Below are 24137 nucleotides of genomic sequence, written 5' to 3' on the forward strand. Positions count from 1 at the left end.
CCAGGTATGCGTTTTGCCCGTACGGCTGCACCCCGCGTCGTAACCACTGCTCCCCCTTGCGTTGAATTATGTATTGATACATAGTGATCGACGTGGCAATACAATATGGGATCAGTGGTACGACGGCCAAGGGGATTGCCTCGTCCGTCGAACGGCGCGTGGCCGAGGGCGCGTTGGGGCCCGGTGCCGCGCTGCCTCCGGTGCGGCGGCTCGCGAATGAGCTCGGGGTGAGTCCGGGAACCGTCGCCACGGCGTACAAGGAGCTGCGGCAGCGGGGCATCGTGGTCACGCGCGGGCGGGGCGGGACCGTGGTCGCACAGGCTCCGGCGGTGGCGTCCCGGCGTCCGCCCCGAGTCCCGGACGGCTTGTGGGACTTGGCCGGTGGGCACCCCGATCCGGCGTTCCTGCCGGCCCTGGTGCCGCCCTCGCGGCTCTCCCCCGGTGCGCGGTCCCACCGGTCGATGCCTCGGCTGGCGCGCTTGGAGGAGGCCGTACGGAACTGGCTTCGGCCCGACGGTGTGCCCGTGGAGCACGTGACCTTCGCGCACGGTGCGCTGGATCTGATCGCGCGGCTGCTGTCCGTGGAGTTGCGGCCTGGGGACGCCGTGGCCATGGAGGATCCCGGGTATCACCATCTGCTGGATCTGGTCACGACGTTGGGGCTGCGCATGGTGCCTGTCGCCGTGGACGACGAGGGGATGCGTCCCGATGCCTTGCGTGCGGCACTGCGGGCGGGTGTACGCGCTGTGGTGTGCAGTCCCCGGGCGCAGAATCCGTACGGGGGTTGCTTCTCGGCCGCGCGCCGGGACGCGCTCGTCGAGGTACTCCGGGATGAGCCGGAGGTCCTGGTCGTGGAGAACGATCACGCGTCCGCCGTAGCGGCTGCTCCCCTGTGGTCGCTGGCCTCGGGTGGGCTGTCGCGTTGGGTGCATGTGCGGACCGTCAGCAAGTTCCTCGGGACCGACCTGCGGTGGGCCGCGGCGACCTGTGATCCGGTCACGTTGGCGCGGCACGACGGGCGGTTTCTGCTGACGTCCGGCTGGGTCAGTCATCTCCTCCAGGAGACCGTCCACGGGCTGATGACGGACGACGGCACGCGCGCGTTGGTGATGAACGCCCAGGAGGCTTACGCGTCGCGCCGGGAAGCCCTGCGCGAGGAGTTGGGCGGGCGGGGCATCGCGGCGCACGGGGCAAGCGGGATGAATCTCTGGGTGCCTGTGCGGGACGAGTCCGCTGTGGTCAACGGGTTGCGGTCGTACGGTTGGTGGGTCGCGGCGGGGGCGCGGTTTCGGTTGTCGTCCGAACCTGGCGTACGGATTTCCGTCGCCGAACTTGAGCCGGCGGACGCGGTGCGGCTGGCCTCGGACTTCGCCGCTGTGCTCGGCGAGGGCGAGTCCGAGGCCACCTATGGAGGGTGATCGACCTCTATGGGAGGCCGATCAGGCGCGTTTGCGGGCCAGCTCCTCGTAGAAGCTCAGCAGTCCGAGGTTGTCGATGGAGCCCGGGTTGACCGCCTTTTCCAACGGGGTGCCCTGGAGGAGGCGCTTGACCGGTACCTCGATGCGTTTCCCGGTGAGGGTGTGCGGGACGCCGGGCACCTCGATGACCTCGTCGGGTACGTGGCGTGGGGAGAGCTGTTCGCGGATCGTCTGCTTGATGCGGCCCAGGAGGGCGTCGTCGAGGACGGCTCCGGGGGCGAGGTGCACGAAGAGGGGCATCCAGTAGCCGCCGTCGGGCTGTTCGATGCCGATGACGAGGGATTCCTTGATCTCCGGGAGCCGTTCGACCGCTTCGTAGATGTCGGCCGAACCCATGCGCACGCCTTGCCGGTTGAGCGTGGAGTCGGAGCGGCCGTGGATGACGACGGAGCCTCGGGAGGTGACGGTGATCCAGTCGCCGTGCCGCCACACTCCGGGGTAGGTGTCGAAGTAGCTGTCGTGGTAGCGGGTTCCTTCGGGGTCGTTCCAGAAGTAGATCGGCATGGACGGCATGGGGTTGGTGACCACGAGCTCGCCGACCTCGTCGACCAGGGGTTCGCCGTTCGGGTTCCAGGACTGGAGATCGGTGCCGAGACCGGGGGCCTGGAGTTCGCCGATGTACACCGGGAGGGTCGGTACGGCTCCTGCGAAGCAGGAGCAGACGTCCGTGCCGCCGCTGACCGAGGCGATCCACAAGTCATCGCGGACCTCGTCGTGCAGCCAGCGGAACCCGTCCGGGGGCAGGGGTGATCCGGTGGTGGCGACGCACTTCACCTTGGAGAGGTCGAAGTCCCGGGCCGGGTGCACGCCGGCCTTGCGGCAGGCCATGACGTACGCGGCCGAGGTGCCGTAGAGGGTCGCCCCGGTGCGTTCCGCGATGCGCCACTGGGCGGCCGTATCGGGGTACCCGGGGCTGCCGTCGTAGAGGACGATCGTCGTGCCCGTCAGGAGGCCGGAGACGAGGAAGTTCCACATCATCCAGCCGGTGGACGTGTACCAGAAGAAGCGGTCCTCGGGGCCCAGGTCGCAGTGCAGGCCGAGTTGTTTGAGGTGCTCTACGAGGATGCCGCCCTGGGACTGGACGATGGCCTTGGGGAGGCCGGTCGTGCCGGAGGAGTAGAGCACCCACAGGGGGTGCTCGAAGGGGACCTCTTCGAAGACTGGCTCCACGTCCGCCGAGGTCAGGGACGACCACTCCAGGGCGCCTTCAGGGGCGTCGGTTCCCAGGAGGGGGATGTGGACCACCGCGCGCAGGGTGGGCAGTTCGCGGCGGAGTTCGGCGACCGTGTCGCGGCGGTCGTGCTCCTTGCCGCCGTAGCGGTAGCCGTCGACGGTGAACAGGACGACGGGTTCGACCTGTTGGAAGCGGTCGAGGACGCTGCGGGCGCCGAAGTCGGGGGCGCAGGACGTCCAGACGGCGCCCACGGCGGCTGTGGCGAGCAGGGCGACGACGGCCTGCGGGATGTTCGGCAGGTAGCCGCTGACGCGGTCTCCGGGGCGCACGCCGAGGGTGCGGAGTTCGGCGGCCAGGGAGCCGACCTGGCGGCGCAGCTCGGCCCAGGTGACGGGGCTCGGCTCGTGGGTCTCGTCGACGTACAGGAGGGCCGGTTCGTCGGCGCGGGTCGCCGCCGCGCGCAGGGCGTGCTCGGCGTAGTTGAGGGTCGCTCCGGGGAACCAGTGCGCGCCGGGCATCGAGCGGTCGCCGAGCACGCGCGCGTAGGGGGTCGAGAAGCGGACGCCGAACCACTCGGTGACGGCCTGCCAGAACGTGTCCAGTTCGTCGACGGACCAGCGGTGCAGTGCCGTGTAGCCGCCGTCGGAGGGGGCTCCGTGGTGTTCGGCCGCCCAGGACTGGAACCCGGTGACCTGTGCCTGGGCGATGCGTTCCGGATCTGGCTGCCAAAGCGGCAGGGGGTTCGCGGTCGACATGGGGCGGCTCCCGGGACTGTGCGCGTCGTGTGCGTCGGCGCGCACGGGCGGGGGTGTGCGCGTGACGCGGCTGACACGGACGATGCCATGTGATCGACTTCTGCACCAGGGCACGCCCCACATAGTCCGTGTCGTGAAGATGTGGTCCCACCACGGGTGAACGGCAGTTGAACGACACGGATATCCGGGGCCTGTAATGGCAGGGTGAGCAGCATGGACGGTCGTGACCTGGTGCGTTCGGTGAAGGTGGTCGGTTCGACGGGGGCGGCGCAGGGGTTGCGTACCGTACGGGCCGCATGGCGCAGGAGGCGTGCCGACGCCACCGGGCTGCCCACGCGGGGTGCCGAGCGGGCGCGGGTGCCCGGGCCGGTGCGGGAGGCGGAGCCGGGGCCCGGTGGCGGGGTCATCCGGTTCAGCCGCTCCGAGCTGCGCATCACCGTCGCCGTGAACGGGGCCGTCTTCTGGGGCTGGGACGGGGCCGGTCCCGAGCCGTCGTACGCGCTCGGCGGGCGGTGTCCCGAGCCGGATCCCCGGGCGCTCCTGGAGCCGGACAAGGACGGCGGCTGGCGAGTCGTGGCGGAGCGCGTGACGGTCGCCGTGTCGCGGCACGGCGCGGTCGAGGTGCGTACGCCCGGTGGTGTGACGCTGCGCCGGGATCTGCCGCCACGCTGGTGGGAGCCGGTGGGTGGCGGCACGGCTCGCTGGATGCAGCGGTCGGAGGTGGCGGCGGACGCCCGGTTCTTCGGGCTCGGCGGGCGCGCGTCGGGGCCCCGGCTGCGCGACGGGACGTACCGGCTGTGGAACACCGACCCGGGGCACGCTTTCGCGCCGGGTGACGATCCGCTGTACATCACCATGCCCATGCAGTTGGTGGTCGCCGACGCCGCCACACATCTGGTGTTCCACGACACCTCCTGGGACGGCACGGTGACGCTGCGGGAGGGCGAGGAGGGTGCCGGTTCCGGGCACGACCGGGCCGGGGCGTCCGAGCTGCGGATGGACGGGGGGCCGCTGCGGTGCTGGGTGGTGGTGGGCACTCCCGCGCGCGTGCTGCACGCCTGGGTCTCGCTCACCGGCGCTCCCGCGCTGCCGCCGGCCTGGGCGCTGGGTCACCATCACGCGCGGTGGGGCTTCGGCAGTGAGCAGGAGGTGCGGCGGATCGTCGCCGGCTACCAGGAGCGCGATCTGCCGCTGGACGCCGTCCATTTGGACATCGACCACTACGACGAGCACCAGGTGTTCACCGTCGACCAGGGGCACTTCCCGAAGCTGCCGGTGCTCGCCGAGGAGTTGCGCCGGGACGGCATCCGGCTGGTGTCGATCGTCGACCCCGCGGTGAAGGCCGAGCCGGGAAACGCCGTCTACGACAGCGGGATGGCCGAGGACGCCTTCGTACGGGACGCGTCGGGGCGGCTGGTGCGGGGAGTCGTATGGCCCGGGGAGGCCGTTTTCCCGGACTTCACCCACGCGCGTGTGCGGCAGTGGTGGGGCGGGCTCTACCAGGAGCGGCTCGCTCAGGGGTTCGCGGGTTTCTGGCACGACATGAACGAGCCGACGTCCTTCGCCGCCTTCGGGGAGTCGACGCTGCCGCGTTCGGCCCGGCACGACCTGGACGGGCGGGGCGGTGACCATCGTGAGGCGCACAACGTGTACGCGCTGTGCATGGCCAGCGCGGCCTACGAGGCGCTGCGCGAACTGGCCCCCCAGGAGCGGCCGTTCCTCTTCTCGCGCTCCGGGTGGGCCGGGATGCAGGCCTACGGGGGCACCTGGTCCGGCGATGTGGCCACCGGCTGGCCGGGGTTGCGGGCCTCGTTGTCGCTGGTCATGGGGCTCGGGCTGTGCGGGGTGCCGTACTCGGGTCCGGACGTGGGCGGCTTCGACGGGAGTCCCTCGCCCGAGCTGTATCTGCGCTGGTTCCAACTCGGCGCGTATCTGCCGCTGTTCCGCACCCATGCGAGTCTGCGTGCGGGGCGTCGGGAGCCCTGGGAGTTCGGTGCCGACGTCCTGGAGCACGCGCGCGTGGCGCTCGTCGAACGGCGACGGCTGCTGCCGTACTTCATGACGCTGGCGCATCTGGCCCGGCGGACCGGAGCACCCTACGTGCGGCCCCTGTGGTGGGGCGTGCCGGAGGATCGCGCGCTACGGGACTGCGAGGACGCCTTCCTGCTGGGCGACTGTCTCCTGGTGGCGCCGGTGCTCGTTCCGGGGTCGGACCGGCGTGCCGTGCAGTTGCCCAGAGGGCGCTGGTACGACACGGAGACGGAGCGGGCCTACGAGGGGCCGGCCCAGATTCTGGTCGACGCCCCGTTGTCGCGGATTCCGGTGCTCGCGCGCGCGGGTGCCGTGCTGCCGGTGCGGGGCGCGGACGGGGAGTTGGAGCTGGAGGTGTGGGCGCCCGCCCGTGGCCGGACCGGGGGCGGGCTGGTGGTGCCGGATGCGGGCGACGGGTGGGACGAGCCGGAGATCGAGCGGTACGTCGCCCGCTGGGAGGGCCGGCGGGTGGTCGTGGAGCGGGAGTTGGAGGACGGCGTGAGCGCGCCGTCCTACCCGGTGCGGGTGCGCGGGCTCGGTGCGGGCTGAGCTCAGATGTACCGGCCTTCGAACCAGGCCCTGACGGCGACGGAGTGCAGCGGGAAGGCGAGTTCCTCCGGCCGGCGCAGGAGGTGCCAGCCCTCCGTCTCATCGGTGGCGACGGACTTGGGCAGTCCCTCGACCGGGCGCTCGGGGAGGACTCCGAAGAGCAGGAGATGCCCGTCGGGCGAGCTGATGGCGTCGACGAGCCGTACGTCGCGGCTCGCGGCCTCGATGCCCGTCTCCTCCCTGAGTTCGCGGACGAGGGCCTGCCGCCAGTCCTCGCGGTCGTCGACGTAACCGCCCGGCAGGGCGACGCCTCCGCGCGCGGGGGACACGGTTCGGGTGATGACGACCAGGGCGGTGCCCTTCGTGTCATACACGGGCTGGAGTGCGACGGCTACGGGCAGCGGGTTGCGGTACGCGACGGTGCCGCAGGCCGGGCAGGTGCGTGGCCAGCCGGAGACGCCCTCTCCGTAGGGCGATCCGCAGCTCGAACAGTGGCTGTTCGGCCCGGAGTTGGGGACGGAGGCTTGAGTTTCGGACACCCGGCGGACTGTATCCGATCAAGCGGAGGGCGTCTTTCCGGGGGCCGCGTGCGTAAACGAGAAACGGCCGGAACCACCCCCGTGGGCCCCGGCCGTCCCTCCCGATACGACGACGCCGTAAGTGGCTCGATGGTTCACCGAAACGCCCTGCTCATTTTCCGTTGCCCGTGGCACACTTCTGACGTTCCGTCAGATCCAGTGCTGTGGAGGGACGTTGTCACGGACACGCACACCTGTGGTCACCGATTGGTTCACCGGCGACGGGGACGACTTCCGACTGCTCGGCACGCGTTGCTCGGCGTGTGCCTCGGTCTTCTTCCCGCGTGAGGACGGCCACTGCCGCAATCCGGCCTGCGGGGGCGGCGAGTTGGCCGAGGTCCCACTGTCGCGGCGCGGCCGGGTCTGGTCCTACACGGACAGCCGGTACCGGCCACCGTCACCGTATGTGACCGATCCGGAACTTCCGTGGGAACCGTACGCGTTGATCGCTGTGGAGCTGGAGTCCGAGCGGATCGTGGTGCTGGGGCAGGCGGTTCCCGGGATCACCGTCGCCGATCTGACGGTGGGCATGGAGGTGGAGGTCGTCCCCGGTGTGCTCAGCGAGGACGCAGAGACGACCTGGACGACCTGGCACTGGCGGCCTACGGGGGTGACGGCATGACGGCGGACGTGGCGGTGCTCGGCGCGGGCATGCACCCCTGGGGGAAGTGGGGGCGCGGGTTCGTCGAGTACGGGACGGCGGCAGCCCGGGCAGCGCTCGCCGACGCCGGGCTGGAGTGGCGGGACGTCGGCTCGATCGTCGGCGCGGACACGGTGCGTGGCGGATATCCCGGGTATGTGGCGGGCGCGACGTTCGCGAAGGCGCTGGGCTGGCAGGGCGCCCGGGTGGCGAGCGTGTACGCGGCGTGCGCGTCCGGGGCGCAGGCCGTCAACGCCGCGCGGGCGCAGATCCTTTCGGGGCTCGCGGACGTGGTGCTGGTCGTGGGCGCCGACGCCGCGCCCAAGGGGTTCTTCCGGCCGGCCGGCGGGGAGCGGCACGACGATCCGGACTGGCTGCGCTTCCGGGTCCTCGGGGCGACGAATCCGACGTACTTCGGGCTGTACGCGCGCAGGCGGATGGCCCTCTACGGGGACACCCCGGAGGACTTCGCCCAGGTGAAGGTGAAGAACGCCGCCCTGGGTGCGCTGAATCCGTACGCGCGCTACCGCAAGCAGGTCTCCGCCGAGGAGGTCGCCGCCTCCGCGGTGGTCGCCGATCCGCTGCGGCTGCTGGACATCTGCGCCACCTCGGACGGCGGGGCCGCCCTGGTGCTGTCCAGCATGGAGTTCGCGCGCCGGCACGGGGCGGCGGACCCGGTGCGAATCCGCGCGGTGTCCACGGTGACGCCGCACTATCCCAACACGGTGCTTGACCTCCCGGACATCGCCACGGACTCCGCGGCGGCGGTGCCACCGCCGGACGAGACCTTCCGGGCGTCGATCGCCCGCGCGGCCTACGAGGAGGCGGGCGTCGGCCCTGAGGACCTCTCCCTGGCCGAGGTGTACGACCTTTCCACCGCCCTGGAGTTGCAGTGGTACGAGGACCTGGGGCTGTGCGGCGAGGGCGAGGGCGCCAAGCTGCTGCGGGAGGGCGCGACGGCCCTGGGCGGGCGCATACCCGTGAACGCGAGCGGTGGGCTGGCCTCCTTCGGGGAGGCGGTTCCGGCGCAGGCGATCGCCCAGGTCTGCGAGCTGACCTGGCAGTTGAGGGGCGACGCGGGTGACCGGCAGGTCGCGGGGGCGCGGGTGGGACTCACCGCGAACCAGGGGCTGTTCGGACACGGGTCGGCGGTACTCGCCGTGCGGTGAGCGGCGGCGGGCCACGCACGCGGTGTGATCGGCCCGCGAGGCTGCGTGAACGTCTTATGAACTGGGCCTGGGCGTACGCCGGTAGCGTCATCATGCTGCCGTGCGCTCCTCCACGGACACTCTCCGTTTCGCCTTCCAGCCGGTGGTCAATCTGACCACCGGTGGGGTCGCGGGGCTGGAGATCCTCGTCCGCCCGGAGACCGGGGACATCCTGGCCGAGGCCCGCCGCGACCCCGAACTCGACGGCAGGCTCGCCGTGTTGGCGGTCCGCGCCGCCGCGCGCAAGGAGACGCTGCTGCCGCTGCACATCAATGTGTTCGCCGGCACCCTCGCCGACCTCGGCGGGCTCACCCAGCTGCACAGCGCGGTGCGCGAGGCGGGACGGCTCCCGTGGGAAGTCACGATCGACATCGGCCCGCCGTACACGCACGTGCCCCAACGGGCGCTCCTGGAGGCGGTGTCCGAGCTGCGCGGCCAGGGGTTCCGGATCTGCGCGGACGGCGTCGGCGACGGTGACGTACCCCTGCGGCTGCTCACGGATCTCGCCCCCGACCTGGTGAAGCTCGACGCGTCGCTGCTGGAGCGGCCGGCAGCGGTGCGGGCGATGCGGACCCTGTGCGAGCAGTTGGGCGCCCTGCTGTCCGTGGAGGGCGTCGAGACCGAGGCGCAGTGCGCGACCGCGCGGTCGGCCGGAGTGCAGCTGGCGCAGGGCGAGTTGTTCGCGCCGGCGACCCGGGTTCCCGCGGTGGACGTATACGTTCCGCCTCGTGCCCCCGGTCTCGCGACGACACCGCCGTCGGGGCCGTGGGTGCGGGAGTTCGTCCGGCCGGCCGCGCTGTTGCCCGACACCGCGTCCGCCGGTCAGGTGCGGGCGCTGCTGACCGGCTCGCCGGACGTGTCCGGGGTGGTGCTCGTGGACCGGGACGGGGTGCCGGTCCGGTCGGTGCACCGGTCCCGCTTCCTGCTGTCCATGTCAGGGCGCTACGGGCATGCCCTGTACGCCGACCGGCCCGCCGCCAGGCTCGGCGACGTACCGCGGACGGTCGGCGTCGACGCCACCGCCTGGGAGGTCCTGGACGTGGTCGCGGTCGGGGACCGGGACCGTACGTCGGACGACGTCGCGGTGGTCGACCGGTACGGACGGTGCGTGGGCGTCGTACGACTCGCTGATCTGGTGCGGACGTTGGCGGAGACGCGGGTGGAGGAGGCCGCGGGGCTCAATCCGCTGACCAGGCTGCCCGGCTCGGACGCGATCACCGGTGAGGTGGACCGGCGGATCGTGGACGGGCGGGCGTTCGCACTGAGTTGGCTGGATGTCGACCACTTCAAGCAGGTCAACGACGGGGCCGGCTTCGCGGCGGGCGACGAGTTGATCCGCTCGGTGGGGCGGGCGCTGCACCGGGCGACGATCGGGCACACGCGCGTGGGGCACATCGGCGGGGACGACTTCCTGGTGCTCACCGATCCGGAGGGGCTGGATCCGCTGGCCGCCGCCGTGCTCGACGTGCCCTGGACCGCGGGCGACAGGGCCGTGACGCTGTCCCTGGCCACCGTCCTGTGCCTGCCCGGCAGGGTGACCGACCACCGGCAGGCGGCCGCGTGTCTGGCGCCGCTGAAGAAGGCGGCGAAGGCGCTGGACGGCACGAGTTGGGTGCTGGGCCGGGCGGAGCGGGGCGAGTACGAGATCCTGCGCGGATCGCATGTGACGCCCGCACAGGCCCCCCGCACGACCACGGAGTCCCCCGGGCGCTGAGCGCGGCCCGGAGGCTCCCTACGGGGCGTGAGGGGCCATCAGGACGGGTGTCACCGTTGCCGTCCGCGACCTTGACGCTCCACAGGCGCCGGTGAACACTTCCCGGTGTCGGTCGACATCGCCGTACATTCTCGGCGTACCAGGCACTGCGCCGCGCTGGCTCCGCCTGCGCTCAGGCCCACTTCCCACGGGCGATCTCGGCTGCGACGGCACGCTCGTCACGGACGCCGGGCGGGGCTCGGGACCCTCCCTGCCTTCGGCTGAAGTCGCCAAGGGAACCGCACCCTGCACGGAGGACCGGGGCCGACCGTCCCGGGCGAGGGCCTAGGAGCCGCCATGAGCAATGGAGACATATTCCTCGGTGAGGTCATCGGCACCGCGATCCTGATCCTCTTCGGCGCCGGAGTGGTCGCCGCCGTCGTACTCAACTACTCGAAGGCGAAGGACAGCGGCTGGATCGTCATCGCGTTCGGCTGGGGCTTCGGCGTGATGGCCGGGGCGTACACCGCAGCGCCACTGTCCGGCGCACATCTCAATCCGGCGGTGACGATCGGCATAGCGATCGACACCGGAAAGTGGGACAAAGTACCCATTTACATCGCCGGGCAGATGGTCGGCGCGATGCTCGGTGCGGTCCTGTGCTGGCTGGTCTACTACGCGCAGTTCCAGGCCAACGCCGAGGAGGAGATGGCCCAGCCCACGCTCGGGATCTTCTCCACCACGCCCACGATCCGCAATGTCGTGGCGAACCTGATGACGGAGATCATCGCGACCATCGGTCTGGTGCTGCCGCTCCTGGCCTTCGGACTCACCAAGGGACTCGGTGAGTCCGGCACCACGATCCTGATGGTCTCGTTCCTGGTGGTCGGCATCGGTCTGTCGCTCGGCGGTCCCACCGGGTACGCCATCAACCCGGCCCGTGACCTGGGCCCGCGCATCGTCCACGCACTGCTCCCGATCCCGAACAAGGGCACCTCGGACTGGAGTTACGCGTGGATCCCGGTGGTGGGACCGCTGATCGGCGGAGCACTCGCCGGAGTCATCTTCAACGCAGCCTTCTGACAGCAGTGTTCGACCAGTCTGCCGAGAACAGCCCTCCGAAGGACGGGAGCAGTCCTCCGAAGGAACCGAAGGACACGACAAAGGGGTCGTCATGACGGACAAGTTCGTCGCCGCAATCGACCAGGGCACCACCTCCAGCCGCTGCATCATCTTCAACCACGACGGCGCGATCGTCGCCGTCGACCAGCGCGAACACCGCCAGATCTTCCTCCAGCCGGGCTGGGTGGAGCACGACGCCACCGAGATCTGGTCCAAGGTGCAGGCGGTGGTCGCCGGGGCGATCGCCAAGGCCGGACTGCGCGCCGACCAGATCAGCGCGCTCGGCATCACCAACCAGCGCGAGACGACGGTCCTTTGGGACCGCGCCACCGGCAAACCCGTGCACAACGCCATCGTGTGGCAGGACACGCGCACCGCGGCCCTGTGCAAGCAACTGGGCGGCTCGGACGGGCCGGACCGGTTCCGCGAACAGACCGGGCTGCCGCTCGCCAGCTACTTCTCCGGCCCCAAGGCGGCCTGGCTGCTCGACAACGTGCCCGGCCTCAGGGACCGCGCCGAACGCGGCGAGATCGCCTTCGGCACGATCGACTCCTGGCTGATCTGGAACCTCACCGGCGGCACCGACGGCGGCAAACACGTCACCGACGTGACCAACGCCGGGCGCACCATGCTGATGAACCTGGAGACCCTCCAGTGGGACCCGTCCATCCTGGCCGCGATGAATGTCCCCGAGGCGATCCTCCCCGAGATCAAGTCCTCGGCCGAGGTCTACGGCACCGCGGTCGGCCAACTCGCGGGCGTGCCCGTGGCGTCGGCCCTGGGCGACCAGCAGGCGGCCGTGTTCGGGCAGGCCTGCTACGACGTGGGCACGGCCAAGAACACCTACGGCACGGGCAGCTTCCTGCTGCTCAACACCGGGAACCGGCCGGTGCCTTCGAAGAACGGGCTCCTCACGACGATGGGCTACAAGATCGGCAGTGAGGCACCGGTCTACTGCCTGGAGGGATCAATAGCCATAACGGGCGCCCTCGTTCAGTGGTTCCGCGACCAACTCGGCATCATCCGCAACGCCGACGAGATCGAGAGCCTGGCCGCGGGCGTCGACGACAACGGCGGCGCCTACATCGTGCCCGCGTTCTCCGGCCTGTTCGCCCCCTACTGGCGCTCCGACGCGCGCGGAGTCATCACCGGGCTCACCCGGTACGTCACGAAGGCGCACCTCGCGCGCGCGGTGCTGGAGGCGACGAGCTGGCAGACGCGTGAGGTCGTGGACGCCATGTTCCAGGACTCCGGGGTGCAGATCACCACCCTGAAGGTGGACGGCGGCATGACCAAGAACAACCTGCTGATGCAGCACCAGGCGGACGTCCTCGACGTACCGGTGATCCGGCCCAAGGTCTCCGAGACGACCTGCCTGGGCGCCGCCTACGCGGCCGGACTCGCCACCGGGGTGTGGAACGACCTGGACGAGCTCAAGTCGCACTGGCAGAAGGACGTCGAGTGGACGCCCTCCATGGAGTCGTCGGTGCGGGACCGCGAGTACCACAACTGGCGCAAGGCGGTGGAGAAGAGCTTCGGCTGGCAGGAGGACGGCGACAACTAGGCACGGCGCGTACGTCGTTCACGAGGCACGCGCGTGTGCGTGTCGTTCCGCGAGCTGCGGCCCGTACCCCGGTCGGCGGGGGTACGGGCCGCGCCCGCGCCTCAGCTGGTGACGCTCTGGCGGCGCTTCGCGCCGTAGGCCATCGCGTGCTGGACGACCTCGATGAGGACCTCCTTGACCGACGACCGGTCGCGGGCGTCGCAGAGCATGAGGGGGACGTCCTCGTCGAGGTCGAGGGCCTGGCGGACGGCGTCGACCGGGTAACGGTCGGAGCCCTCGAAGCAGTTGACGCCTACGACGAAGGGGATGGAGCGCCGCTCGAAGTAGTCGAGGGCGGCGAAGCAGTCCTCAAGGCGGCGGGTGTCGGCGAGCACGACGGCGCCCAGCGAGCCCTCGGAGAGCTCGTCCCACATGAACCAGAACCGCTCCTGCCCCGGCGTACCGAAGAGGTACAGCACCAGGTCCTCGCGCAGGGTGATACGGCCGAAGTCCATGGCCACGGTGGTGGTGTGCTTGCCCTCCACCCCGCTGGTGTCGTCGACCGGACGCCCTGCCTCGGTGAGCAGTTCCTCCGTGCGCAATGGCCTGATCTCGCTGACCGCGCCGACGAGGGTGGTCTTGCCCACGCCGAAGCCGCCGGCCACCAGGATCTTGAGCGTGACGGGCTCGACCGGAGGCTTGCCTCGCTCAGTACGCCCGAAGATCATCGGTCTTTTCTCCTGCTTGATGGGGTAAGGGGCCGTGACTCGCGCCGCTCACAGGGCCCGGAGGCCGGAGATCACGTCGCGCAGAATACTCTCGTCCACCAGCTCGGCCGGGGGTACGGGACGTGACACATGGACGAGTTCCCCGTCCACGAGATCGCCGATGAGAACCCGTATCACCCCGATGGGCAGGTCGAGTTCGGCGGCGAGTTCGGCGACCGACTGCGGGGCGTCACGGCAGAGACCGACGATGTCCACGTGCTCCGGGGACAGCGTCTGGTCAGCTTCCGAATCGTCCTCCTGGGACTCCGCGATCACCACCGCGATGAGGTCGAGGCGGTGCTGGGCCGGACTGGTGGTGCGGCCGCGCGTCATCGCGTACGGCCTGACGACCGGTCCGGCCTCGTCGTCGAACCAGTGGCTTCTTCCCTGACCGTCTCCGCTCATGTCACTTCACTACCCGCCGGAGGACAGGTCGGTGCGCGGGGCGGCCCCCAGATGCACACCGACCCGCTTCACGAGCAAGGTCATCTCGTAGGCGACCTGTCCGACGTCCGAGTCGGCGTCCGCGAGGACGGCGAGACAGCTGCCGTCGCCGGCGGCCGTCACGAACAGGAAGGCCTCGTCGAGTTCGACGACCGTCTGCCGCACACTGCCCGCCTCGAAGTGGCGGCCGACGCCCTTGGCGAGGCTGTGGAAGCCGGAGGCCACGGCGGCCAGGTGTTCGCTGTCCTCGCGGGTCAGATCCTGGGACACGCCGGTGGCGAGGCCGTCGCCGGAGAGCACGATGGCCTTGCGGATGCTGGCGACCCGCTCGACGAGGTCGTCGAGGAGCCAGTTCAGCCCGCGTTGGTCGGTGCTGTGGCCGGTCGCCTTCGGTGCGGTCATCGACCGTCCCCCTTAGTTCCTTGTGCTGTGCCGCCTTGGACGTCGTCGCCCTCGGCGTTCTCCTCGCGGCCGCGCTGCCAGCCGCGCTGGAGCGAGGCCATACGGCTGCGCACCTCGTCGGCGTCGCGTTCGGCGACCTCCGCTGGGCTCGCGGCGCGCCGATCGGGGTCCTGTTTCAGTTGCGGGGCCAGGTTGGCCTGACGTACGCGTCTGGGCAGCGCGCCCACGTCGGGCCCGGTCCGGCCCTGCGGAGTGTCGGAATCAGGAGCACCGGACGCGATCTCGGCGCGCCGGGTGCGCCTGGGGAGGGCGGGGGTCTCGGGCGGCTCTCCCGATCCGCGCCCCGGGTAGGCCTGGGCCGGCGCGGACTCGGCGCGCCCACCGGGCACGTCGGTACGGCGGCGTAGCGGCGTGTCACCGCGACGCCGGGCCGGGAGCGGTGCGGGGCCGTCCGTCTCGGATCCGCCCGAAGTCGAGGCCATGGAGGGACCGTCGAAATCGACGTCTCCGGAGTCCCCCATTTCGCGCCGCGAGCGCTGCTCGACAACCGGGCGTCCATGGGAGCTCACGAGCTTGGGCGTACGGCGCCGGGGCAGCGGAAGCGGGTCGCTGTGACCGTCCGCGTCGGCCCCGCGCGGTCCGTCGTGGGGCTCGGAAACCTGCTGACGAGGTTCTACGGGGCGTACGGGACCCAGGTCGTCCCGGTGGGCGGAGGAGCGGCGCGGGCGGAAGATTCCGCCGCGCTCGCCGTCCTCGTCGTCGAGCGTGTTCGGGAAGCCTTCGAGGGTGTCCAGGTCGACGGGGGCTTCCAGTTCGACCGGGCCGTCCAGGAGCGCGGGCGGCAGACCGGGCAGCTTCACGGGCACCTGGGAGAGCGCGGAGCGGTGGCTCTCCTCCAGCTCGGCCTCCTTCGTGGGCCGGGGCCGGTCGAGGCGGAAGCCGATGCCGTTGGTGTCCGGGTCCTCGTCGCTCAGCAGGGCGTCGGGGATGAACACGACAGCGGTGGTGCCCCCGTACGGGGAGGGCTGGAGCGAGACACGGACGTTCTGCCGCTGGGCGAGCCGGCTGACCACGAAGAGGCCGAGGCGGTCGGTGTCGGAGAGCTCGAACTCCGGTGTCTCGGCGAGCCGGAGATTGGCGTCCAGGAGTGCCTCGGCCGCCATGCCGAGTCCGCGGTCGTGGATCTCCAGGGTGAAGCCGTTGGCGACCCGCTCCCCGACGACCTGGACGGCGGTGTGCGGCGGGGAGAACACCGTGGCGTTCTCCAGGAGTTCGGCCACCAGGTGGGTGAGGTCCGCCACGGCAGGGCCGGTGACGGCGATGCGCGGCAGCCTGCGGACCTCGATGCGCTCGTAGTCCTCGACCTCGGCGACGGCCGCGCGGACGATGTCCATGAGCTGGACCGGTTTGCGCCACTGCCGGGACGGGGCCGCCCCGGAGAGGATCACCAGGCCCTCGGCGTGGCGGCGCATCCGGGTGGTCAGGTGGTCGAGGCGGAACAGGTCGGCGAGTTCGTCGGTGTCCTCGGTCCTGCGCTCCATGGTGTCGAGCAGGGTGAGCTGCTTGTGCAGCAGGACCTGGCTGCGCCGGGCGAGGTTGACGAAGACGTCGGAGACACCGGAGCGCAACTCGGCCTGTTTGACGGCGGCTTCGACGGCGGCGCGCTGCAGGGTGTTGAGGGCCTGGCCGACGTCGCCGATCTCGTTCCTGTCGTACTCCAGGCGTGGGACCTCGGTCTCCACGTCGACCACTTCGCCGACCGACAGACGGCGCATCACGCTGGGCAGCCGGACGCCGGACGCCTCGTGGGCGTCCAGGCGCAGTTGACGCAGGTCGCGGATGAGGCCACGGCCGATGCGCACGGACAGGAAGACCGAGAACAGAAGGGCGATCAGACCGAGGACACCGGCGACGGCCGCCTTGAGGATGACGCTGATCGCGACGGGGCGGACGCGGTCCTGGTAGCGGTCGTTGGCCTGGTCGTCGAGGGTGCCGAGCTTGTCCAGCACGGCGCCGGCCGCGGTGTTCCAGGTCTGCGCGGTGACGTTGCGGGGCGTGCCGGACGTGGTCGAGGCGGCCGCCTGTTCGGCCACGCGCAGCGGGGCGCTGGCCGCGTTCTTCCAGAAGCGTTCGAAGTGGCCGCGTTCCGAGGAGGGCAGCAGCGGCAGGTTGACGTCGTACATCAGGGTGCGCTGGGCGACCAGGTCGGAGATGTCGCGGGTCTCGTCCCGGGTGAGCTCGCCGACAATCAGGGAGGAGCCGAGCAGGGCGTCCTCACGGGAGAGGAACTCCCGCGCGCGGGCGAGGTTCACGAGGGCGCGGTACTGCTTGTCCATCTCGACGTTGTCGACGACATGGAGGTTGGACAGCAGCACGTAGCACGGGTCGACCAGGTGGTTGTAGAGGTCGAGGGCCTGGGCGCGGCTCACGGTGCCGTCCTCGACGCTGCGCCGCAGGGACTGGAGACCGTCGAAGGCGTCGAGGACCGCGGTGACGCGACTGTCGGTGGCCTGCCCCATCGCGTCGCGTACGTCCGGGTTCTCGGCGTTCTTGCGGATCTTGGCGACGGCCTTGTCGGTGGCGGCGCGGCTGCGCTTGAGGTCGCCGAGCCCGTCGGCGGCGCGCGGGTCGGCGAGGTAGACGAGCGACTGCCTGCGTTCCTGCTGGATGACGCGGACGGTGTCCTCGGTGGGATAGCCGATCTTCTCGACGACCGACGACACGTTGAACAGGTCTCCGGCGGCGCGGCCGGTGAGGACCGTGGCGAACGCCCAGATCGCGGTCAGGGACACGAGCGGCACGAGAAGGAGCGCCACGATCTTCCGGCGGATGGACTTCCCGCGAAAGCGCATGGCCTCCCCCAGCTGGACCCCCGCCGGCCGGGGGTACACATGTACGTCAACAAACGGCGCGAGCCTACTACTGACACAGAGGTAACTCGAAGAGCTGTCCGGAGCGTGAACTTCCGTAACAGCGATCGGACATGGGGAGGTGTCGGGTCATTGCGGGAGATTGCCGCCCCGATATCCCCCGGATCACCACACCCCATCCGATCGGTCCACTTGGCCAGTTGGCCGGAATTTTTCGTTCGTTGGGAATCTTCGTGGCATGTTGTTCGTCTTTCTCTACGGGACATGGGTGCGGAACCGGCCACACGAGCCGCATCCGCCCCCGGGCGGCGTAAAACAGGGCAGGCCGGGCACCCACTGGGGAGCCGGAGTCTTCGGACTCCGGGGCGAGTGGTGTACCGGCGGTGGGGAGGACACGTTGATGGGCACGGCGGAGCGGCAAGAGGCGCTTGAGGACGGCGTGGCGGCGCGGTCGACGGCGCAGCGGCGCCGTGAGGCACCGGATCGCGACATCGCGGCGGACGGTGGCATGACGACGGGCGGCGGCGAGAGCCCGAGGGGCTCGGACGAGCCCGCGGCGGCGGAATTCGAGGAGCGCGGCTCTGCTCGCGCGGCAGCGCAACAGCAGGAGTACTACCGGCAGTTGTGGATCGAGGAGCCCGCGCGTCGACGCAGGCTGCCCGATCCGGTGCGTACGGCGGCCGTGCGGGCGGTGCTCATCATCGCCGTGACGCTGATCCAGGCGACGGTTGCCTTCCTGTGCACGATGGCCGGGTCCTGGCTGGCGTTCCCGATGGTGATCAGCAGCGTGGTCAGCACGGTGGTGGCCACCTGGGGCGCCGTCGACGTCTGGGTGACCCGCCAGATGTGGAACCAGCGCAATGGCGTGATCTCGGAGCCCAGCAGCACGGCAAGGGCCCTCCGCCGCGAGCGGCGTCGGGCCCAGCGTCAGACGCGGTCCAGTGAGCGGGCCCAGGAGCGGATAGCCCGCAAGGGTGGCGCCGGGCAGCTGTCGCACTCCTGAGGCTCGGCAACGGACGGTTCACCTACCGGCAGTTCTCCTACGGAGCGGTCGGCGCGGGGCGCTTGAACATCCGGGTCGCCGTGATCTCGCTGTGCACCGACTCACCTTCTCCGGCAGGGGCCTGTTGCGGCAGGCCCGGCCGGAGGTGCTCCTCCACGCTGATGTACTTGAGGCCCGCCCTCAGGTCGGCGTCGTTGCGCAGCCGGATGACCAGCGGGAACTCGGCCAGTGCCGTCGTGTCGAACAGGCCGGTGGTGTACAGGAGTTGGACACCGAGCGCGTCGGACACGGCGCGCTGAAGCTCCAGCAGGTAGGTCGCGTTGGCCCGCCCGATGGGGTTGTCGAGGAAGAGCGTGCCGGCGTGCCGGTGCTTGTCGCGGCCCCGGTCGTTCGAGCGCAGCGCGGCCATCGTGCAGTACAGGGCGATGGCGGCGGTGAGCAGCTGGCCGCCGGAGAACACATCGCCCATCTGCCCGACGGGCACCCGCTCGGCGCGCAGTACGGCGTCCGGCTTGAGGATCTCGACGGCGACGCCCTTGGGCTCTAGGGCTGCCCCAACTCCCCGCAGCAGCAGGGACATTCCGTCGCGCCGCATGTCGGAGTTCTTCTTCACGGCGGCTCGGGTCGCCTCGTCCACGACCACACCGAGCCGCTCGGTGAGCGTGGCCTGGTCGGGCTCCTCGAAGCGGATCCGCAGGAACTCCTGCCCGGACCACTCGCCGAGCCCCTCGGGCAGCCGGGACAGCCGCTGCGCGGACCGCAGGGTCGCCAGCGCCGAATCGACGAGCCCCCGGAGCCGGTCCACGATCGAGTCGCGGTTGCGCTCCAGCTGCGCCAACTCGTCGGTGAGGACCCGGAGTCGGGGCGCGAAGGCGTCGGCCCACTTCTGCGCGTGCTCGGGCAGCGCGGACGCGGGCAGCTCACGGATCTGCTGCCGCGCGGGGGTCCGTACCTGCTCGTAGCGCGTGGAGTTGGCGTGCCGCACGAGCACATCGCTCGCCTCGCGTACGGCGGCCTCGGCGGCGGACAGGTCGGTGGCGCAGCCGCGCAGCGAGCGGCGGGCCTCGGCAGCGGAGTGCCGGGCCTCCTCCACGCTGCCCGGATACGGCTCGGGCTCCTCCTGCTCCTCGTCCGAGGAGTGCTCGCGCATCAGGTCCCGGAGCATCGCGGCCGTCTCGTCGAAACCGCCGGCCCCGTCCTCAGCGGCGCGGTGGGCGTCGAGGAGCTCGGCGTGCGCCGCGCGGGCCTGGCCCAACGCGTCCGTGCGGGAGCCGAGTTCGGCCGTCGCCGTGCGCAGCAGGGCCTGGGCGTGCTCGGCGTCGCGCGGGACGAGTTCCTCGGTCAGCTCGGTGTGTGCCTCGCCGTCCTCGGGCGCGTGCCGCTCGGCTTCGCCGCGCAGCCGCCCGAGCTGCTCGCTCGCGGTCGACACCCGGGTCTCCAGCACCTGTACCAGCTCTTCGGCCCGCGCCGCGGCGGCCTGCCGGGACGGTCCGTCGGAGCCGTCGGGTGACTCCAGCAACTGCGCCGCCCGTGTGCGGACCTTGTTGCTGAGCCGGTCCAACTCCGCGATCGCCGCGCTCTCGTCGCTCTCCGCCCGCGCCTGCTCGGCCCGCAGGTCGGCGCCGACGCCGACCTTCTCGTAGAGCTGCGAGGCGGCCCGGTAGGCCTCACGGAGGGCGGGCAGCGAGGGCTTGGGGGCGTCCGGGTCGTCTTCCGGTACGTCGTCGGGGGCGCCCGCGATCTCGGAGCGCTCGGCGCGCAGCGCACGGGCCGTGCGGCGGGCGTCGTCGGCGGCACGCTGGGCGGCGCGGCGGTCCTCGTCGGCAGCTCGCGCGCGCTCCAGGCAGGACTGGGCGCGGGCCTCCGACTCGGCTGCCTCGTCGGCGAGTTCACGCAGTTTGACCTGCCAACCGGCGCGTTCCCGCAGCCGGAAGGCGAGTCCGGCGAGGGCGTCGGCGGCGCGCCGGGCCTTCTGCGCGGCCTCCTGCCGCTCGTCGCGCACCTGGGCGGCCTCGGCGGCGGCTTCGTCCGCCTCGGCCCGCACGGTCCGCGCCTCACTGAGCTCGGCCTCGGCCTCCTCGGCGAACGCGCGCGTGTCCCGCGCGGCCTGCGCCAGCTCGACCAGCCGCCCGCTCGGACACCCGGTGCGCCAGGACGCGAGCCGCGCCGCCAGCTCCCGGTCCTTGCCGAGCCGCGCGGCGAGCGTACGGATCTCCTCGTCCCGCTGCCCCGCCCGCGCACGCAGCGCCTGCCGCTCCTCGTCGGCGGCTTGCTCGTCGTGCATGGCCGGGTTCGGCGGGACGAGGAATACGTCGGAAGAGGGGCTGGTCTGCGCGTCGGGCGCCGGAGTCGGGGCGAGGAGGGCGGCGGCCGTACCGACGGCCACGGCGGAACGGGGCAGCAGGGCCGCGTCGTTGAGGGCCTCGCGGGCACGCGCGTGCGCGGCCGGATCGGTGATGATCACGCCGTCGACCAGCTCGGGCCGAGCGGCCAGAACGCGCGCGTGGTCGGTGGGGTCGACGGCCTGGGCGAGATAACGCCAGCCGGGCAGGGCCGGGATCCCGTGCTCGCCGAGGTACTCGACGGTGGCCAGCACGTCCGGGCCCGGCGGCAGCAGTCCGCCGTCACCGAGCGCCCCGAGGATACGGGAGTCGTCGGCGGCGGCGGTGCGCAGGTCGAAGAGGTTCCGCTCGGAGGAGGAGACCCCGCCGTCGAGCAGCTCGCGCAACTCGTCGGCGAAGCGGTCGAGTTCCTCGGGGGTGAGGGGGCCTTCGGCGAGGGGGCGGGAGGGCTTGGTGGTGCCGGGGTGAGCAACGGGGGTGGCGGAACGGCCGCTTGTGGCAAGGCTGTTGACTGAAGCGACGTTCGCTGAGGCGCCGGTACGCGCGTCCGACTCGGCACCATCACCGTTACCGGCGGCACCCGAGCGCGCTCCCGCGACGCCCTCGGCACCCTGGCCCGCGTTGTCGACGCCCCCGTCGGCCGCGCGCCCACCGGCCGCACCACGCGGCACGGGCACACCACCGGCACCACCGGCACCACCGGCACCACCGGCACCACCGGCACCACCGGCACCACCGGCACCAGGCAAGCTGAGCAGCTCCGCCAGCCGCTCCTCCCCCGCCAGCCCCTCGGCAAGGCGCCGCTCCGCGTCATAGGTCCGCTCGGCGGCAGTCGCCGCGTCGGACGCGCGTGCTGCCGTCAACTCAGCGCGGGACTCGGCGGAAGCAGCCTCGCGGGCATGCTCGGAGGCCCGGCGCGATGCCTCGCGCGCGGTGTCCCAGGAGGCCACGGCGGTCTTCTCGGCGTCGCTCGCGGCGAGGGCCGCGCGGGCCGGATCGGCGTCGGGGGCGCTGTCGTCGAGCCAACCGGCGCGCACCGCCTCGGCGGTCTCCTGCTCGACCTCGGACAGGCGCTGACGCAGATGCCCGACCTCGCTGCGGGCGCGCTGCGCCTCGGTGGCGGCGGAGGTCGCGTCCCGATGCGAGGTCTCGCCGACCTCCTGGAGCGCGGCGGAGCGTTCCTCGCCCTCGTTGGCGAGGTTCTCGGCGCTCTCGGCGGCCGAGTGCAGGGCCCGTACGAGATCGACGGCGGCCTTGGCGCGGGCGGCGAGCGCCGGGGCGGCGTCCCGCTCGGCCTCGCGGATCGCGACGGCCACGCGCGCGGAGCGGTCGGCGGCGGCACGGTGCCGTAGCACCGCCTCGGCGGCCTGCCAGGCGGCGTGCAGGGTGCGGGCGTCGGCCAGTTCGCGCTTCTGCGCGGCGGCGGACTTCTCCATCGTGGCGAGCGCCAACGAGGCGTGCTGGTAAGCCAGTTCGGCGGCGATGAGTGCGCTGCGCTCCCGCGCTCCCTCGGCGTGCGTGACGGCGTACGCGGCGGCGGTGACCCGCTGGGCGAGGTCGGCGGCCCGCACCCGCTCCTGCGCGCCCCGCGCGGACAGCCGTCGCGCCAAGGTACGCGTACGTCGCTCGGCGCCGGCGTGGATGTCACGCGCGCGTGCCCGTGCCTCCGCGGCCTCGACGATCCGGCCGAGCAGGTCCACGGAGCCTGCCGTGAAGTCCCGCTCGGCGATCAACTCGGCCCGCCGCCCCAGCTTGTTGCCGAAGCCGCCGACCAGGTCGGCGAGACCGTCGGTGTCCCTGGTGTCGGTGACCGCGCGGAGCAGCAGGTCCGTGAAGTCGGAGTCCTTCTTGACGGCGAAGAGACCGGCGGCCTCACCCTCGTCGGCGTTCATCTCCCGCTGGTAGCGGAAGAGTTCGGGGTCGAGGCCGAGGTCTCCGAGGTGCTCGATCCAGCGGTCGTGGATCTCCTCCCAGTGCACTTCGAGGTGCGGATACGCCTTACCCGCCTCGGTGATGGCGTCCCGGAAGCCCTTCATGGTGCGCCGGCGGCCCTGCGCGCCGGACGCGCCCTCGACAGGCGCACGTACGGAAGTGGCCTCGGCGACAGGGAGGTTGTCCAGGCTCAGTCCCGGCCCGGGCCGGAACGAGTACCAGGCCTCGGCGAACTTCCGCGGGTCGTTGGAGACTTGGCGCCCCCGCCACTCGCTGACCTTGCCGACCACCACGCACTCGCCGGTCAGCGTGTGCTGCCACTCCAGGGCGACATGCCCGCAGTCGTCCGCGAGAAGGAACTTGCGCAGCACACCGGAGCTCGCGCCGCCAAGGGTGTTGCGATGTCCCGGCAGCATCACGGAGAAGATCAGCTTGAGCAGGACGGACTTGCCGCCGCCGTTCTCCAGGAAGAGCACACCGGCGGGCGCGGGGCGGCGCGGCGGCCCGACGGGCTCGTCCTCGAAGAACTCCGCCTGAGTGGGCGCGGGGTCGGGCACGGGCTGGCCCACGCCTCGCAGGTCAAGCACGGTGTCGGCGTAACGCGCACCGGCGGGCCCGATGGAGTAGAGGCGGACCCGGGACAGCTCGTACATGGCGGACTCTCGTCGTAAGTCTTCGGCAGGTGGGGGGAGTTGAGGAACCTCAGGAGTGGAACGGCAGCCCGGCGTCGGCCACCAGCTCCAGATCCTCGGTGTCCTCGGCGGGCATCAGGCTGGCGGTGCCGTCGGTCACCGGGACGACGCCCAGCTCCAACAGCTCGGCCATGGCGGCACTTCCGGCCATGTCACGCACCTGGAGCTGATAACGGGCGGTCGTGCGATAGGTCCCGCCGTTGTCGTCGCCGGTGCGCTGCAGGAACCCGGAGTCGGTGAGAAAGGCGGCGGCCTTACCAACAATCCCGGTGGTCGAACCGGCCAGTCTCCGGGCGTCCTTGGTGGCTCCGGTGGCACTGCGTCTGACCCAGATCCGCCAGGCGGCCTCCAGCTCGGGCGCATCGGTGGCCGGGTCGGTGTTCATGCCCTGCTCGTCGGCCCGCTCCTCCAACCGCCGACAGGCCTGCCGTACGAAGGCGTCGACCCCGTTGACCGTGACGCGCCCGATGTACCCGTCGTCGGCAAGATCCTCGGGCCGCGGAAACGCCATGGCGGCCACGGCGAGATGCGCGAGCCCATGCAGGAACCGATCCCCGGAGTCGGCGGCCGTACGCCGCGCGTAGTCCCCCATGCGGACGGCGAACACCGAGTCCTCGGCGGCGGTTACGGCCATTCCCGCACGCGGAGACACCTCCAGGACGACCAGCCCAAGCCCAGCAGCCACGGCATCGGCGAGCCGGGCGAACGGCGAATCCTCGCGGTATCGGCGGAGCAACTCCGCGTACTCCTGATCCCGCGCGGGCTGCAGTTTCGGCTGCAACCCAAACGCAACGAGCCGAGCGGCGTCGGCAGCATCGGCAGGCGTGACCGCAGCACTCACCGCCGGGGCGGCGGCCTCCGGCTCACTCCATTCGACATGCTCACTCACGACGACAACTCCTTGAACTTGAAAA

16 protein-coding genes are annotated in these 24137 nt (G+C 71.4%); 8 read left to right on the plus strand and 8 right to left on the minus strand.

The features are described from left to right. Window positions 1–92: 92 nt before the first annotated feature. Complete coding sequence (locus tag OG588_RS08025; RefSeq protein WP_405946686.1) at window positions 93–1418, plus strand: aminotransferase class I/II-fold pyridoxal phosphate-dependent enzyme; 1326 nt, start codon at window positions 93–95, stop codon at window positions 1416–1418. Window positions 1419–1439: 21 nt separating this feature from the next. Here the strand turns inward: OG588_RS08025 and OG588_RS08030 are convergent, their stop codons facing one another. Then, window positions 1440–3407 (minus strand): acetoacetate--CoA ligase, encoded by a 1968-nt coding sequence (locus tag OG588_RS08030; RefSeq protein ID WP_405946687.1) that lies wholly within the window; start codon window positions 3405–3407, stop codon window positions 1440–1442. Between the two features lie 213 nt (window positions 3408–3620). Here OG588_RS08030 and OG588_RS08035 point away from each other — a divergent pair, with 213 nt between their 5' ends. Continuing rightward, the gene (locus OG588_RS08035) at window positions 3621–5987 is read left to right on the plus strand and encodes a TIM-barrel domain-containing protein (protein WP_405946688.1); all 2367 of its coding nucleotides are present in this window, start codon (window positions 3621–3623) and stop codon (window positions 5985–5987) included. A 2-nt stretch (window positions 5988–5989) separates the two neighbouring features. Here OG588_RS08035 and OG588_RS08040 read toward each other — a convergent pair whose 3' ends face one another. After that, window positions 5990–6526: an NUDIX domain-containing protein gene (locus OG588_RS08040; RefSeq protein ID WP_366097343.1), complete on the minus strand. Its 537-nt coding sequence runs from the start codon at window positions 6524–6526 to the stop codon at window positions 5990–5992. Between the two features lie 235 nt (window positions 6527–6761). Here OG588_RS08040 and OG588_RS08045 point away from each other — a divergent pair, with 235 nt between their 5' ends. The 5 genes from OG588_RS08045 (at window position 6762) to glpK (ending at window position 12792) form a co-directional block, all read left to right on the plus strand. Next, window positions 6762–7187 (plus strand): Zn-ribbon domain-containing OB-fold protein, encoded by a 426-nt coding sequence (locus tag OG588_RS08045; RefSeq protein WP_405946689.1) that lies wholly within the window; start codon window positions 6762–6764, stop codon window positions 7185–7187. Continuing rightward, on the plus strand, window positions 7184–8374 hold the full coding sequence (locus OG588_RS08050; RefSeq protein ID WP_405946690.1) for a lipid-transfer protein: 1191 nt from the start codon (window positions 7184–7186) through the stop codon (window positions 8372–8374). The genes OG588_RS08045 and OG588_RS08050 overlap by 4 nt, the downstream gene beginning before the upstream one ends. Before the next feature lie 100 nt (window positions 8375–8474). Further along, a complete protein-coding gene (locus OG588_RS08055) occupies window positions 8475–10127 on the plus strand; it encodes an EAL domain-containing protein (protein ID WP_405946691.1) in 1653 nt (550 codons plus the stop codon). 336 nt (window positions 10128–10463) lie between these two features. Next, window positions 10464–11189, plus strand: coding sequence for an MIP/aquaporin family protein (locus OG588_RS08060; protein ID WP_405946692.1), 726 nt, complete (start codon window positions 10464–10466; stop codon window positions 11187–11189). 91 nt (window positions 11190–11280) lie between these two features. After that, window positions 11281–12792, plus strand: a complete 1512-nt coding sequence (gene glpK / locus OG588_RS08065) for a glycerol kinase GlpK (protein ID WP_019059637.1) — start codon at window positions 11281–11283, stop codon at window positions 12790–12792. Window positions 12793–12893: 101 nt separating this feature from the next. On the opposite strand, the gene OG588_RS08070 is transcribed toward glpK, so the two are convergent. Genes OG588_RS08070 through OG588_RS08085 form a run of 4 tightly spaced genes read right to left on the minus strand, consistent with a single transcriptional unit; the run spans window position 12894 to window position 17236 of the window. Next, window positions 12894–13499, minus strand: coding sequence for an ATP/GTP-binding protein (locus tag OG588_RS08070; protein WP_366097347.1), 606 nt, complete (start codon window positions 13497–13499; stop codon window positions 12894–12896). A gap of 48 nt (window positions 13500–13547) precedes the next feature. Next, the gene (locus OG588_RS08075; protein ID WP_393049457.1) at window positions 13548–13943 is read right to left on the minus strand and encodes a DUF742 domain-containing protein; all 396 of its coding nucleotides are present in this window, start codon (window positions 13941–13943) and stop codon (window positions 13548–13550) included. 9 nt (window positions 13944–13952) lie between these two features. Then, window positions 13953–14384, minus strand: a complete 432-nt coding sequence (locus OG588_RS08080) for a roadblock/LC7 domain-containing protein (protein ID WP_019059640.1) — start codon at window positions 14382–14384, stop codon at window positions 13953–13955. Then, window positions 14381–17236 (minus strand): nitrate- and nitrite sensing domain-containing protein, encoded by a 2856-nt coding sequence (locus OG588_RS08085; protein ID WP_405946693.1) that lies wholly within the window; start codon window positions 17234–17236, stop codon window positions 14381–14383. The genes OG588_RS08080 and OG588_RS08085 overlap by 4 nt, the downstream gene beginning before the upstream one ends. A gap of 418 nt (window positions 17237–17654) precedes the next feature. Here OG588_RS08085 and OG588_RS08090 point away from each other — a divergent pair, with 418 nt between their 5' ends. Further along, a complete protein-coding gene (locus tag OG588_RS08090) occupies window positions 17655–18257 on the plus strand; it encodes a hypothetical protein (protein WP_405946694.1) in 603 nt (200 codons plus the stop codon). A gap of 37 nt (window positions 18258–18294) precedes the next feature. Here OG588_RS08090 and OG588_RS08095 read toward each other — a convergent pair whose 3' ends face one another. Beyond that, complete coding sequence (locus OG588_RS08095; protein WP_405946695.1) at window positions 18295–23184, minus strand: hypothetical protein; 4890 nt, start codon at window positions 23182–23184, stop codon at window positions 18295–18297. Window positions 23185–23233: 49 nt separating this feature from the next. Then, the gene (locus OG588_RS08100) at window positions 23234–24112 is read right to left on the minus strand and encodes a hypothetical protein (protein ID WP_405946696.1); all 879 of its coding nucleotides are present in this window, start codon (window positions 24110–24112) and stop codon (window positions 23234–23236) included. Window positions 24113–24137: the final 25 nt, after the last annotated feature.

The sequence above is a fragment of the Streptomyces prunicolor genome, assembly GCF_045162825.1.
Lineage (GTDB): Bacteria > Actinomycetota > Actinomycetes > Streptomycetales > Streptomycetaceae > Streptomyces > Streptomyces prunicolor.